Origin of the sequence: uncultured Flavobacterium sp. (genome assembly GCF_963925185.1) — a bacterium.
GTDB lineage: Bacteria > Bacteroidota > Bacteroidia > Flavobacteriales > Flavobacteriaceae > Flavobacterium.
Genome location: NZ_CAWURC010000013.1, coordinates 1 through 12,997 on the forward strand (window position 1 = coordinate 1; position 12,997 = coordinate 12,997).

The window sequence follows — 12,997 nt, forward strand, 5'->3', positions numbered from 1 at the left end:
ATTATGTAGCTTTTATTTAGGATGGATTAATCTTTTTTACAATGGTTTAGGACACTAAAAGTTGCGAGCTTGAAAGCGCAATTTTCCGATGTTTAAAATTAATATTATTTTGTTTTAGAAACATTCTATTTAAACGAAAAACAAGGAGAACATAGTCTTCAGAAGAAAAAAACCAGTAGATATTTATAAAATGGTTGCTTAATTCAACTAAGAAAATGAAAAAAGTGGTCTAAAAATATCGAGGTATTATACTCCTCTCTTCTCCACTTGTCGTACCATAAACCTCTAGAGTAGTCTAGTTTTTTTTTTATTTAAAAATCTTAAATCATCATTAAAAAAGTTCGAGATAACTCCTCTCCCCTCCACAAAAAAATCCTCGAAATCCAATTTTTAGAGGATTATTTAATTATAAAAATTGGTTTTTTATTATTTATTTTTTTCTTGTTTATTTCTAGTTCTCGAATATAATTTACTGATTTCCATCATTGATCCTCTGTTAATAATTCTTCATAAGTTACCAATGGGGCTTTTCCGGGATTAATTTTCCGGAAAATAGCACCATCTGTTTCGTTAATAACTTTCTTTTTCAATAACGAATAAGTGTTATTTTTTTAAAGTAGATTTCAAAAAAAAACCGCAACAGTTTTATACCGTTGCGGTTTTTTTATTTTAAGAAAAACTCAATTACAAAATATAATCCGTATTAATGAAATTTGATTCTTTGCTATTCAATAATTCCTGTAAAATAGCATTGTTGTATTCGTTATCTTTTGAAGCTACGAAGGTTCTAATCGAAAAAGAACGCAACGCATCGTGAATACTCAAAGTTCCTACCGCCGAATCTTTTCTTCCTGTAAACGGAAAAACATCGGGTCCCCGCTGACAAGAGCTATTCAAATTTACTCTACAAACTAAATTCACCAAAGTATCGATCAGTGGCGCAATAGTTTTTATGTTTTGACCAAATAAACTCACTTGTTGACCATAATTAGATTCTGCCATATCATCTAATGGCTCTTGAATATTTTTGAAAGAGATAATAGGCACAACTGGACCAAATTGTTCTTCGTGATATACGCGCATTTTCTTGCTTATTGGATATAAAACGGCCGGAAATATAAAATTATCTGAAAGTTGTCCTCCTTTTGTGTTAATCACTTTTGCCCCTTTGCTTGTAGCGTCATCAATCAATTCCTGAATATAGGCAGGCTTTTCTTTTTCTGGCAATGGAGTAAGTGAAACTCCATTTTCCCATGGATTTCCAAAGCTTAACGCATCAACTTTAGCAGCAAACCGTTTATTGAATTCATCCACAATCGATTCGTGAACGTACAAAATTTTCAAAGCCGTACAACGTTGTCCGTTAAAAGATAAAGATCCTGCAACACATTCCTGGATAGCCAAGTCTAAATTGGCATCCGGCAAAATAATAGCTGGATTTTTGGCTTCCAAACCTAAAATTAAACGCAATCTATTTTTATTTGGGTGCAGATCTTGCAATGCAATCGCTGATTTACTATTTCCGATTAAAGCCAAAATAGAAACTCTACCCGATTCCATTATTGGCGATGCAACTTCGCGTCCGCGACCATATAATATATTGATAACTCCTTTTGGAAAACTGCTTTTAAAAGCTTCCAATAAAGGTGAAATCAATAAAACACCATGTTTCGCTGGTTTAAAAATTACGGGGTTCCCCATAATTAAAGCTGGAATCAATAGACTAAAAGTTTCGTTTAAAGGATAATTATAAGGCCCAAGACACAACACTACTCCAAGAGGACCACGACGTACCATGGCATGAATTCCTTGAACTTTAGAAAAATGAGCACTCCGCGCATTTAACTCTTTATAACTTTCTATCGTGTCATAAATATATTCAACGGTTCTGTCAAATTCTTTTTCGGAGTCTCCCAATGTTTTACCAATTTCCCACATCAAAAGTTTTACCACTTCAGATCGAGTAGCTTTCATTTGGGTAACAAAATTATCCATGCATTTTATGCGATCAACAACTTTCATTGTGGGCCATGAACCTTGACCATTATTAAATGCATTATCAGCAGCATCTACAGCTTCCATAGCTTCTTTTTCTCCCATATAAGGAATAGTTCCGAGCAAAGTTTGCTCGTAATTTTCAGTAGATGAAATTGTAGAATATACTGGAGTTGTTGTTCCTGTCCATTTTTTTAGTTCTCCATCAATTAAATAAGTATCTTGAATAAGTAATGAATTAATTTGAAATTCTTGAGGTATTGTATTCATGATAAAGCAGTATTGTTTTAATTTAAAATTATAAATAAAAAAAAGGCTTTGGCCTCTTCTAGTCTTCTGGCGAAACTACTTCCCCATCCCAATCTAAAAATCCTCCCAGCAAATTGAACGCATTTTTAAAACCTAGGTTATTCATTACTGCGCAAGCTTTTTCACTTCTGGCTCCAGACCGACAATAGACATAATAGTTTTTAGTTTTGTCTAAAGCTTCCAGTTTATCAATGAATACTTGTCCTTGGTATATGTCGATATTTATAGCATTTGGAATAATCCCATCGTTGCATTCCTCTTCGGTTCTAACATCTAGTATCACTCCATTTCCATCAGATTCCATTTGAAAAACCCATTCGAATTGTGTTAAATTCATGGCATATTTTTTTTTGTAAAAATACGAAGTTTTTACATAACAATAATTGACAAAAATGTGAATTAGATAATATTTTAAAGAAAACGATTTCGCATAAACGTAAAACAAGATAATTCACAAATACACAATGTATTTCATAAAAATATCAAAATAAACTAGTTATTAAATGTTATTCTTAAATAATATTCGCTTTTTTATTGCCAATAACCCGTTGGGTGTAATTATTAAAAACGTCTATTCGAGTGTTTTTTGTGCAGTAAAACGGAACAAAAAATGTATCGAGAATCGTTTTTAACGAAATTTTTCTTGTTCTCGATACGATTTTCTTATAAAAACTAATCACACCGACGAAAAATTACCATTAAAAACTAATTACACCCAACGGTTACCAATACTCATTGGGTAATTTTTTAAATTAATAATTTTTACAACTCTGAAACTATATTTAATTAAAAAAATGTTAAAACATTTGTATATACAAATAAAATCGAGCTACATTTGCAGCAACATATTTACAGACATTACAGACATGAAAATTGAAGAAGAATTAAAAAGCACTATTCCTTTAGATAATTCTAAAAAAATCATTTTAAATCTTTTTTATACCCAGAATGTAATTACCGATAAATTGAATGAAATTTTGAAACCGTATGATTTATCAGCAGAGCAATACAATGTGTTAAGAATACTAAGAGGTCAAAAAGGGAATCCGGCAAATATGTGTGTGATTCAAGAAAGAATGCTGGCCAAAACAAGCAACACCACACGATTAGTAGATAAATTATTATTGAAAAATCTTGTCACCCGAAATGTTTGTCCTGAAAACAGAAGAAAAATTGAAGTATTAATTACCCAAAAAGGATTGTATATTTTAAATGAACTGGATCCAAAAGTCGTAGAACACGAAAATTTCTTCTCAAAAAACTTGAATTCTGAAGAATTAGAACAATTGAATCAATTATTAGAAAAATACAGAAACCAATAAAAACAATAAGAAAAAATGAGCGATTTCGTAAAAAATCAAAACTGGAGATACGCAACAAAGAAATTTGATGCTGCCAAAAAAATTTCAACTCAAGATTTAAACACTTTAAAAGAAGCTATCCGCTTGAGTTCTTCCTCTTATGGTTTACAACCTTACAAAGTTTTAATAGTTGAAAATCCTGAATTAAGATCGCAAATTCTACCCGCTGCTTGGGGTCAATCACAAATTGTTGAAGCATCACACTTACTAGTTTTTGCAAATCAAACAAGCATTAGTGATTCTGAAATTGATGCTTTTTTTGAAAACATGAGTAAAACTAGAGAAATACCTTTAGAAACCTTATTGGGTTATCAAGGTTTTATGAAAAGTAAAATCAATGAATTAACCGAAGATGCAAAGGAAATTTGGAATTCAAAACAAACCTATTTGGCTCTTGGAAATCTTTTAAACGCAGCCGCCGAATTAAAAATTGACGTTACTCCGATGGAAGGATTTGACCCTGCCCAGGTCAATGAAATTCTTGGTTTAGACAAACTAGGCCTTAATGCTTCTTTGATGGCGACAATTGGTTACCGTCACAAAGAAGATGCAACACAACATTTAAAAAAAGTTAGAAAATCTAACGAAGAATTATTTATCACTCTTTAATTATTAATAAACAATCAAATTTAACATTATGAAAAATTTAAAATCAATTGCTTTAGCATTAGTTGTAGTTTTATCTACAGTATCAGTAACAGCACAAACTAAAAAAGTAGACGCTTCAAAAAGCAGTATCAACTGGTTAGCAAAAAAAGTAACAGGGCAACATAACGGAACCGTAAATCTTAATGATGGCGCTTTAGTTTTCAAAGGCACTAAATTGGTAGGTGGGACTTTCACTGCCAATATGACTTCATTAACAGCAACCGACCTTACTGGCGATTATTTAGGAAAATTAAACGGTCACTTGAAATCTGATGATTTTTTTAGTACTGAAAAATTCCCAACAGCAACATTAGTTTTCAAAACTATTGCCGAAAAAAGCAAAAACAATTATACTGTAACAGCAGATTTAACTATAAAAGGAATCACGAATCCAATTACTTTTGACATCGCAACTACTGATAATTCTGCAACAACAACTTTAAAAGTTGACAGAACAAAATACGATATTAAATATGGTTCTAAATCATTTTTCGAAAGCATTGGAGACAAAGCTATATACGATGATTTTGATTTGACTGTTTCTTTAAAATTCTAATTTTAATGCAAAATCAAGAAAAAAAAACCCTGATAAGAAATTGTCAGGGTTTGCTTTTCTTAACAAAATTATAAAAAAAAGTGTTTTTTGTTCATTCTGTTTGGATAATCAAATTTCATTTATATATTTGTGCCAAGAATTAAATATGAAAACAATAACAAACAATACTTGGTGGTGGAACAATTTACGTCAAACGTCGTGAACAAAGCTTCTATAGTATAAACTATAAATTTAAAAGGCTTGTCATCACGACAAGCCTTTTTTTATGCCCAGATTATTTCAAAATATCAAACTATAAAATTCAACCTATTGGAATCATTTAAACTAAACATAAATTACAAGCAAATCCTCGCCGATACAATCACTCCTGTGAGCGTTTACTTGAAAATTCGGGATCAATTTCCAAATAGTTTGCTTTTGGAAAGTAGCGATTATCACGGCAACGACAACAGTTTCTCCTACATCTGTTGCAACCCGATTGCTTCTATAAAAATTGAAAACGAAACCATTTTTAAAACCTATCCAGACGGAAGTATCGAAAATATTCCCATCGATTCAAATACCAATATTCCTCAGGTAATTCAGGGATTTTCACATCAATTTAAAACTGACAAAACGGATTTCAAATTCATCAATAACGGATTGTTTGGCTATATTTCTTATGATGCCGTTCGCTATTTTGAAAAGGTAACCATTGCCAAAAAAGAAAATAGCAATACCATTCCTGATGTGTATTATGCCGTTTATCAAAACATCATTGCCATCAACCATTTCAAAAACGAAGCTTATATTTTCTGTCATAGTTTAGAGGAAAAAAATAATATCTCTGAAATCGAACAACTGTTGCAATCCAGAAATATGGCGTCATATAAATTTTTGAAAGAAGGCGAAGGTTTTTCTAACTTAACCGATGATGAATTTAAGCATAATGTGGCTTTAGCCAAAAAGCATTGTTATCGTGGCGACGTTTTTCAATTGGTTTTATCCAGAAGGTTTACCCAAGGTTTCAAAGGAGATGAATTTAACGTTTATAGAGCTTTGCGAAGTATTAATCCTTCGCCCTATTTGTTCTTTTTTGATTACGGAGATTTCAAAATATTTGGATCTTCCCCCGAAGCTCAAATCATCGTAAAAAACCGTAAAGCCGAAATTCATCCTATCGCAGGAACCTTTAGAAGAACTGGTGATGATGAAAAAGATGCCGAACTTGCCAAAAAATTATCAGTAGATAAAAAAGAAAATAGCGAACATGTAATGTTAGTCGATTTGGCCAGAAACGATTTAAGTCGAAATGGTCACAATGTCAATGTAGAAAAATACCGCGAAGTGCAATTTTTTTCCCATGTTATACATTTAGTTTCAAAAGTAACGGGACATTTACACGAAAAAGCAACTACGATGCAAGTAGTTGCCGATACTTTTCCAGCCGGTACCTTAAGCGGCTCACCAAAACACCGAGCAATGCAATTGATCGAAGAGTATGAAAAAACAAATCGGAATTTTTACGGTGGCGCTATCGGTTTCATGGATTTTGAAGGGAATTTTAATCATGCCATTATGATTCGGACTTTCCTTAGCAAAAATCATCAATTACACTCTCAGGCTGGCGCAGGAATTGTAGCCGATTCAGACGAAGAAAGTGAAATGCAGGAAGTATATAATAAATTAAGAGCGCTAAATGCAGCTTTGGATTTAGCCGAAACAATATAAAAATAAAAAAAGTTAAGAATTAAATGATAAGCAAAATAAACGCATAACCTTTAACCCTTAACACCTATACTTTAAGAAAATGAAAAAAATACTAGTCATAGACAATTACGATAGTTTCACTTACAACTTAGTGCATTATCTCGAGGATTTAAATTGCGAAGTAACGGTTTATAGAAATGACGAATTTGATATTGACGAAATCGCACATTTCGATAAAATATTACTTTCTCCAGGTCCTGGAATTCCAGATGAAGCAGGTTTATTAAAAGCTGTAATCGCTAAATATGCGCCAACAAAAAGTATTCTTGGCGTTTGCCTTGGACAACAAGCCATCGGAGAAGTTTTTGGAGGTACTCTTTCTAATCTAGACAAAGTCTATCACGGTGTAGCAACGATGGTGAAAACATCGGTGGATGATGAGCTTTTATTCGAAGGTTTAGGGAATGAATTCGAAGTAGGGCGCTACCATTCTTGGGTTGTAAATACTGATTTACCTGTAGTTCTAGAAGCAACTTCGTTCGACGAAAACGGACAAGTAATGTCATTGCGACACAAAACGTACGATGTTCGTGGCGTACAATTTCATCCCGAAAGTGTTTTGACACCAAACGGGAAAAAAATTTTAGAAAACTGGGTTAAAAATTAGTGTTCAGGTGGCAGATTAAAAATTATAATTAAAACTTTGTGCCTTTGGGCCTTCGGGCAAAAATAAATAAAAAATGAAAACAATATTAAACAGACTCATCAACCACGAAACGCTTTCGAAAGAAGAGGCAAAAAATGTATTGGTAAACATCTCCAACGGAAGTTATAATCCCAGTCAAATTGCTTCTTTTCTAACGGTTTACATGATGCGAAGTATCAGTATCGAAGAACTTTCGGGTTTTCGAGAAGCCTTGTTAGAATTGTGTATTCGAGTTGATTTATCCGCTTACAACACCATCGATTTATGCGGAACAGGTGGCGACGGAAAAGACACTTTCAATATTTCTACTCTAGCATCATTTGTGGCTGCCGGAGCTGGTATTAAAGTGGCAAAACACGGTAATTATGGCGTTTCTTCCATTTCTGGATCGAGCAATGTCATGGAAAAACTGGGAGTGAAATTCAGCAATGACAATCATTTTTTAGTGAAATGTATCGATCAAGCTGGCATTTGTATTTTGCACGCCCCTTTGTTTCATCCTGCTATGAAAAACGTAGGTCCAATTCGAAAGGAATTGGGTGTAAAAACCTTCTTCAATATGTTGGGCCCAATGGTAAATCCCTCGTTTCCAAAAAACCAATTGGTAGGTGTTTTCAATTTAGAGCTGGCTAGAATCTATGCGTATTTGTACCAAAACACCGATGTTAATTTTACCATTTTGCATTCATTAGATGGTTATGACGAAATTTCCCTGACTTGCCCTACTAAAACAATTACAAATTCAATGGAAGCGATGTTAAAACCCGAAGATTTTGGACTTCCGTATTTAACTCAAGATCAAATCGAGGGCGGAAAAACTATCGAAGAGTCGGCAGAAATGTTTATGAATATCCTTTCTGGAAAAGGAACACCGGCCCAAAATAATGTGGTTTGTGCCAATGCAGGAATGGCGATTGCAACCGTTACAAAATGTACGGTGCTTGAAGGTTTCGAATTGGCAAAAGAAAGCTTGCTTTTAGGAAAAGGTTTGACAGCTTTGAAAAAATTACAAGAATTAAGTAAATAAAACGAATGAATATTTTAGATAAAATTATAATCGACAAAAGACGAGAAGTCATTCTCAAGAAATCAATCATTCCCGTTTCTCAATTGGAAGCCTCAGTACTTTTTGAAAGAAAAACTATTTCTTTAAGTCGAAATTTGCGAAATAGCAATTCTGGAATCATTGCCGAACACAAACGCCGTTCTCCATCTAAAGCCGAAATTAATTATAGTTTCACAGTCGAAGAAGTAACGAAAGGCTATGAAAATGCTGGTGCTTGCGGCATTTCGGTTTTAACGGATGGCAAGTATTTTGGCGGTTCATTAGACGATTTACTTTTGGCAAGAGCCACAGTAAATATTCCGTTATTGCGAAAAGAATTCATCGTTGACGAATACCAAATAGTAGAAGCCAAAGCACATGGAGCAGATTTAATTTTGTTGATTGCTGCAGTTTTGACTCGTAAAGAAATCAAATCATTATCTAAATTTGCTAAGAGTTTAGGATTAGAAGTTTTGCTAGAAGTTCACAATTTAGCCGAATTAGAAAAATCGATAATGCCAACATTGGATATGATTGGGGTGAACAACAGAAACCTAAAAACATTCGAAGTGAGTTTGGATTTCAGCAAACAATTAGCCAACCAAATCCCAAACGAATTTGTGAAAGTTTCCGAAAGTGGCATCAGTTCAATTGAAGCCATCAACGAACTAAAACCTTATGGCTATAAAGGATTCCTTATTGGAGAAAACTTTATGAAAACAGCAAATACTGGAGAAGCGGCGAAAGAATTTATAAATAATTTAAACAAAAATTTCTCGAATTAACACAAATTAAATCTGTGAAATCTGTGGCAAAAATAAATAAAATGAAACTCAAAATCTGCGGTATGAAATATCCCGATAATATACTCGAAGTAGGCGCGCTCCTACCCGATTATATGGGCTTTATATTTTGGGAGAAATCGGCACGTTATTTTGATGGAATCATACCAGAATTACCAAAATCTATTCGAAAAGCAGGGGTTTTTGTAAATGGAACTGTAGAAGAAATTGTAAAAAAAATTAAAAAATACGATTTGCAAGCCGTTCAACTACACGGAAACGAATCGGTAGCTTTTTGTTCAAATTTGAAGAATAATATAGATTCTACCATAGAAATCATCAAAGTTTTTTCTGTAAATGATAATTTTAATTTTGAAGTTTTGAAACCTTTTGAAGAAGTTTCCGATTATTTTCTTTTTGACACCAAAGGGAAATTACCGGGCGGAAACGGGACCACTTTCGATTGGAAAGTATTAGAAAAGTATCCTTCTACAAAACCCTTTTTTCTGAGCGGAGGAATCGGAATAGAAGAATTAGAAGCCGTTAAACAAATAGTGAAAACCAATTTACCCGTTTATGCTATTGACATAAACAGTAAATTTGAAATCGAACCAGGATTAAAAAATAAAGAATTATTAAAGTTAATGGTTGAACGTTTTTAGTTGTAGTATAAATCAACTTCCTAAAACCCGGAACCCAAAACCTAAAAAAAAAAAAAAAAAATGAGTTATCACGTTAACGAAAAAGGCTATTACGGTGAATTTGGAGGCGCTTACATTCCTGAAATGTTGTATCCAAATGTAGAGGAATTACGCCAAAATTATTTAAAAATTACGGCAGAACCTTCATTTCAAGCCGAATTTGATGCACTGCTAAAAGACTATGTAGGGCGCCCTACTCCGCTTTATTTTGCAGAGCGATTATCCGCAAAATACAACACCAAAATCTACCTCAAAAGAGAAGATTTATGCCATACCGGTGCACATAAAATTAACAACACCGTAGGGCAAATATTGCTCGCCAAACGATTAGGCAAAACCAGAATCATTGCCGAAACTGGTGCAGGTCAACACGGAGTTGCAACAGCTACGGTTTGTGCACTGATGGGATTGCAATGCATTGTTTATATGGGCGAAATCGACATCAAACGTCAAGCACCCAATGTGGCCAGAATGAAAATGTTGGGAGCCGAAGTTCGTCCCGCACTTTCTGGTTCACGAACGTTGAAAGATGCCACAAACGAAGCCATTCGCGATTGGATTAACAATCCCGTTGACACCTATTACATCATAGGTTCGGTCGTGGGACCGCATCCTTATCCGGATATGGTGGCGCGTTTCCAAAGCGTTATTTCCAAAGAAATTAAGGAACAATTATTGGAAAAAGAAGGTCGTGAAAATCCTGATTATGTTATCGCTTGCGTGGGTGGCGGAAGTAATGCTGCTGGTACATATTATCATTTTTTGGATGATGAAAGCGTAAATATTATCGCTGTTGAAGCCGCAGGTTTGGGAGTTGATTCTGGTGAAAGTGCCGCAACTTCGGCTTTGGGAAAAATTGGGGTCATTCACGGAAGTAAAACGCTCTTGATGCAAACAATTGACGGCCAGATTACCGAACCGTATTCTATTTCTGCCGGACTGGATTATCCCGGTGTAGGTCCGATGCATGCCCATTTATTCGCTACAGGAAGAGCGGAATTTATTTCAATTACCGATGATCTGGCTATGCAGTGGGGTTTAAAATTGTCCCAAATGGAAGGTCTAATTCCAGCTATCGAAAGTGCGCATGCCTTTGCTATTTTAGACGAAAAACAATTCAAACCTACAGATATTGTCGTGATCAATTTATCCGGTCGCGGCGACAAGGATTTGAATACCTATATTGATTATTTTAAATTATAATTGGGTTTTACAAAAATGGAAACTATGATAAAATTATTTACCTACGGTACTTTGCAACACGAAGACATACAAGAAAACCTTTTTGGACGTATGCTGCAAGGAACCCCTGAAATATTAATTGGATACGCGTTAAAAAAAATTAAAATCGAAGAAGAATTTGGAATAGTAGCTTACGACATCCTCGTGGAAACCGGTAATCCGGAAGACACTATCAACGGAATAATATACGAAATCACGACTAAAGAACTTCATCAAGCAGATTTATATGAAGGATTCCATTACAAGCGAGTTGAAGTAAACTTGCAAACTAACGAAAAAGCATGGGCTTATAGTGCAGCAAGTTGAGTTGAGTTGTTTTATTAATTACCTATAATACAAAAAGCCACTACAAGTCATATAAATATAGAAAATGAACAGAATAAACCAAAAACTACAAGAAAACAAAAAGATACTTTCCATCTATTTTTCGGCGGGATATCCAAATTTGGACGATACCGTGCAAATCATCCAGGATTTAGAAAAAAGTGGTGTCGATATGATCGAAATTGGATTGCCATTTAGTGATCCATTGGCCGATGGACCAACAATTCAGGCGAGTTCAACCCAAGCTTTGCATAACGGAATGACGACACAATTTTTGTTTGACCAACTCAAGGACATTAGGAAAACAGTTGCAATTCCGCTAGTGATTATGGGTTATTTTAATCCGATGTTGCAATATGGTGTGGAAAATTTCTGTAGAAAATGTGAGGAGATTGGCATCGATGGATTAATCATTCCCGATCTTCCTGTTGATGTGTATGCCGAGCAATACAAAGCTACTTTTGAGAAATACGGCATAATCAACGTGTTTTTGATTACGCCACAAACTTCGGATGAGCGCATTCACTTTATCGATAGCGTTTCTAACGGATTTATCTACATGGTTAGCTCAGCGAGTGTTACCGGTTCGCAATCCGGTTTTGGAAGCGTTCAGGAAAATTATTTCAAACGCATTGCCGATATGAACCTAAAAAACCCTCAAATTATAGGTTTTGGAATCAATAACAAGGAAACCTTTAATCAAGCCACACAATTTGCCAAAGGTGCGATTATTGGCAGTGCCTTCATCACGAATTTGACGGAGAATGGTGTTGGAAGTATTGGGGAGTTTGTGGATAAAATTATAAATTAAGTAGAACGAAAATAACTTATTTACCTCGTAAAAACCAAGATATTTCCTTTTGATAAATTAGAATCAAATTGATACCCTTCACAGTTAAAACCTTTTAAATCATCAATGGTTTTGGCGTTAGTATCGATGATAAAACGCACCATCATTCCCCTTGCCTTCTTGGCAAAAAAGCTGATTATTTTTAGTTTTCCTTTTTTATAATCCTTGAATTCTGGAGTAATTACGGGAACTTTCAATGTTTTTACATCAATAACCGAAAAATATTCGTTGCTTGCCAGATTGATAAAAAGTTCTCCATTTTTAAGTTCTTTATTCAACGCTTTTGTAACAGTGGTTTTCCAAAATTGATACAAATTATCGCTTTCGCCTATGGGTAATTTGGTTCCCATTTCAAGACGATATGCTTGAATTAAATCTAACGGTTTCAGGATTCCGTACAAACCCGATAGGATCCTCAAACTGTCTTGTAGAGTTTCTAATTTCTCTGTTGGAATAGAATAGGCATCTAATCCTGAGTAAACATCGCCATCGAAAGTGAAAATTGCCGGACGAGCATTCTCAGGAGTGAAAGGTGTTTTCCAATCTTGATTCCGTTGCCAATTTAAATCAGCCAGTTTATCTGAAATAGCCATCAATTCCGAAAGTTCCTTAGGTAATTTTTTATTCAAAACATTTTGAACTTGGCTTGCTTCTTTAAGAAACAAAGCCTCTGAGAACTTAGTGGTAGGCAAAGCTTTTTCAAAATTCAACGATTTAGCTGGAGAAAGTACAATTTTCATAATTAGAGTTCACATTATTGGAAGTCTCAAAAGTACAAATTGAAAAATT

At 34.4% G+C, this 12,997-nt stretch carries 14 protein-coding genes; 11 read left to right on the forward strand and 3 right to left on the reverse strand.

Going from position 1 to position 12,997, the window contains the following annotated elements; genetic code table 11:
- Window positions 1-684 precede the first annotated feature (684 nt).
- Window positions 685-2,265, reverse strand: coding sequence for an NADP-dependent glyceraldehyde-3-phosphate dehydrogenase (locus AABM59_RS03780; RefSeq protein WP_338407642.1), 1,581 nt, complete (start codon window positions 2,263-2,265; stop codon window positions 685-687).
- 58 nt (window positions 2,266-2,323) lie between these two features.
- Window positions 2,324-2,641, reverse strand: coding sequence for a rhodanese-like domain-containing protein (locus tag AABM59_RS03785; RefSeq protein WP_338407643.1), 318 nt, complete (start codon window positions 2,639-2,641; stop codon window positions 2,324-2,326).
- Between the two features lie 529 nt (window positions 2,642-3,170).
- Here AABM59_RS03785 and AABM59_RS03790 point away from each other — a divergent pair.
- The 11 genes from AABM59_RS03790 (at window position 3,171) to trpA (ending at window position 12,169) form a co-directional block, all read left to right on the forward strand.
- Entirely contained in the window at window positions 3,171-3,626 is a 456-nt protein-coding gene (locus AABM59_RS03790; protein WP_338407644.1) for a MarR family transcriptional regulator, read from the forward strand.
- Between the two features lie 15 nt (window positions 3,627-3,641).
- Window positions 3,642-4,274, forward strand: a complete 633-nt coding sequence (locus AABM59_RS03795) for an NAD(P)H-dependent oxidoreductase (protein WP_338407645.1) — start codon at window positions 3,642-3,644, stop codon at window positions 4,272-4,274.
- A 28-nt stretch (window positions 4,275-4,302) separates the two neighbouring features.
- The gene (locus tag AABM59_RS03800; protein WP_338407646.1) at window positions 4,303-4,869 is read left to right on the forward strand and encodes a YceI family protein; all 567 of its coding nucleotides are present in this window, start codon (window positions 4,303-4,305) and stop codon (window positions 4,867-4,869) included.
- Window positions 4,870-5,178: 309 nt separating this feature from the next.
- Window positions 5,179-6,579 (forward strand): anthranilate synthase component I family protein, encoded by a 1,401-nt coding sequence (locus AABM59_RS03805; protein WP_338407647.1) that lies wholly within the window; start codon window positions 5,179-5,181, stop codon window positions 6,577-6,579.
- Between the two features lie 79 nt (window positions 6,580-6,658).
- On the forward strand, window positions 6,659-7,225 hold the full coding sequence (locus AABM59_RS03810) for an aminodeoxychorismate/anthranilate synthase component II (protein WP_338407648.1): 567 nt from the start codon (window positions 6,659-6,661) through the stop codon (window positions 7,223-7,225).
- Between the two features lie 73 nt (window positions 7,226-7,298).
- The gene (trpD, locus tag AABM59_RS03815; RefSeq protein ID WP_338407649.1) at window positions 7,299-8,291 is read left to right on the forward strand and encodes an anthranilate phosphoribosyltransferase; all 993 of its coding nucleotides are present in this window, start codon (window positions 7,299-7,301) and stop codon (window positions 8,289-8,291) included.
- Between the two features lie 5 nt (window positions 8,292-8,296).
- The gene (gene trpC, locus AABM59_RS03820) at window positions 8,297-9,094 is read left to right on the forward strand and encodes an indole-3-glycerol phosphate synthase TrpC (RefSeq protein WP_338407650.1); all 798 of its coding nucleotides are present in this window, start codon (window positions 8,297-8,299) and stop codon (window positions 9,092-9,094) included.
- Window positions 9,095-9,135: 41 nt separating this feature from the next.
- On the forward strand, window positions 9,136-9,753 hold the full coding sequence (locus tag AABM59_RS03825; RefSeq protein ID WP_338407651.1) for a phosphoribosylanthranilate isomerase: 618 nt from the start codon (window positions 9,136-9,138) through the stop codon (window positions 9,751-9,753).
- A 60-nt stretch (window positions 9,754-9,813) separates the two neighbouring features.
- Window positions 9,814-10,995 carry a tryptophan synthase subunit beta gene (trpB, locus tag AABM59_RS03830; RefSeq protein ID WP_338407652.1) on the forward strand — a complete coding sequence of 394 codons (1,182 nt, stop codon included), beginning with the start codon at window positions 9,814-9,816 and terminating at the stop codon, window positions 10,993-10,995.
- 24 nt (window positions 10,996-11,019) lie between these two features.
- Entirely contained in the window at window positions 11,020-11,340 is a 321-nt protein-coding gene (locus AABM59_RS03835) for a gamma-glutamylcyclotransferase family protein (protein ID WP_338407653.1), read from the forward strand.
- Window positions 11,341-11,404: 64 nt separating this feature from the next.
- Window positions 11,405-12,169 (forward strand): tryptophan synthase subunit alpha, encoded by a 765-nt coding sequence (trpA, locus tag AABM59_RS03840; RefSeq protein WP_338407654.1) that lies wholly within the window; start codon window positions 11,405-11,407, stop codon window positions 12,167-12,169.
- A 20-nt stretch (window positions 12,170-12,189) separates the two neighbouring features.
- Here trpA and yaaA read toward each other — a convergent pair whose 3' ends face one another.
- A complete protein-coding gene (yaaA, locus tag AABM59_RS03845; protein WP_338407655.1) occupies window positions 12,190-12,948 on the reverse strand; it encodes a peroxide stress protein YaaA in 759 nt (252 codons plus the stop codon).
- Window positions 12,949-12,997: the final 49 nt, after the last annotated feature.

Bases quoted from the DNA above. Each gene is read 5' to 3' on its own strand.
- AABM59_RS03835 (WP_338407653.1), top strand. From the start codon at position 11,020: ATGATAAAATTATTTACCTACGGTACTTTGCAACACGAAGACATACAA.
- AABM59_RS03795 (WP_338407645.1), top strand. From the start codon at position 3,642: ATGAGCGATTTCGTAAAAAATCAAAACTGGAGATACGCAACAAAGAAA.
- AABM59_RS03790 (WP_338407644.1), top strand. From the start codon at position 3,171: ATGAAAATTGAAGAAGAATTAAAAAGCACTATTCCTTTAGATAATTCT.
- trpC (WP_338407650.1), top strand. From the start codon at position 8,297: ATGAATATTTTAGATAAAATTATAATCGACAAAAGACGAGAAGTCATT.
- AABM59_RS03825 (WP_338407651.1), top strand. From the start codon at position 9,136: ATGAAACTCAAAATCTGCGGTATGAAATATCCCGATAATATACTCGAA.
- yaaA (WP_338407655.1), bottom strand. From the start codon at position 12,948: ATGAAAATTGTACTTTCTCCAGCTAAATCGTTGAATTTTGAAAAAGCT.
- AABM59_RS03800 (WP_338407646.1), top strand. From the start codon at position 4,303: ATGAAAAATTTAAAATCAATTGCTTTAGCATTAGTTGTAGTTTTATCT.
- AABM59_RS03780 (WP_338407642.1), bottom strand. From the start codon at position 2,265: ATGAATACAATACCTCAAGAATTTCAAATTAATTCATTACTTATTCAA.
- AABM59_RS03785 (WP_338407643.1), bottom strand. From the start codon at position 2,641: ATGAATTTAACACAATTCGAATGGGTTTTTCAAATGGAATCTGATGGA.
- trpB (WP_338407652.1), top strand. From the start codon at position 9,814: ATGAGTTATCACGTTAACGAAAAAGGCTATTACGGTGAATTTGGAGGC.
- AABM59_RS03810 (WP_338407648.1), top strand. From the start codon at position 6,659: ATGAAAAAAATACTAGTCATAGACAATTACGATAGTTTCACTTACAAC.
- trpA (WP_338407654.1), top strand. From the start codon at position 11,405: ATGAACAGAATAAACCAAAAACTACAAGAAAACAAAAAGATACTTTCC.
- trpD (WP_338407649.1), top strand. From the start codon at position 7,299: ATGAAAACAATATTAAACAGACTCATCAACCACGAAACGCTTTCGAAA.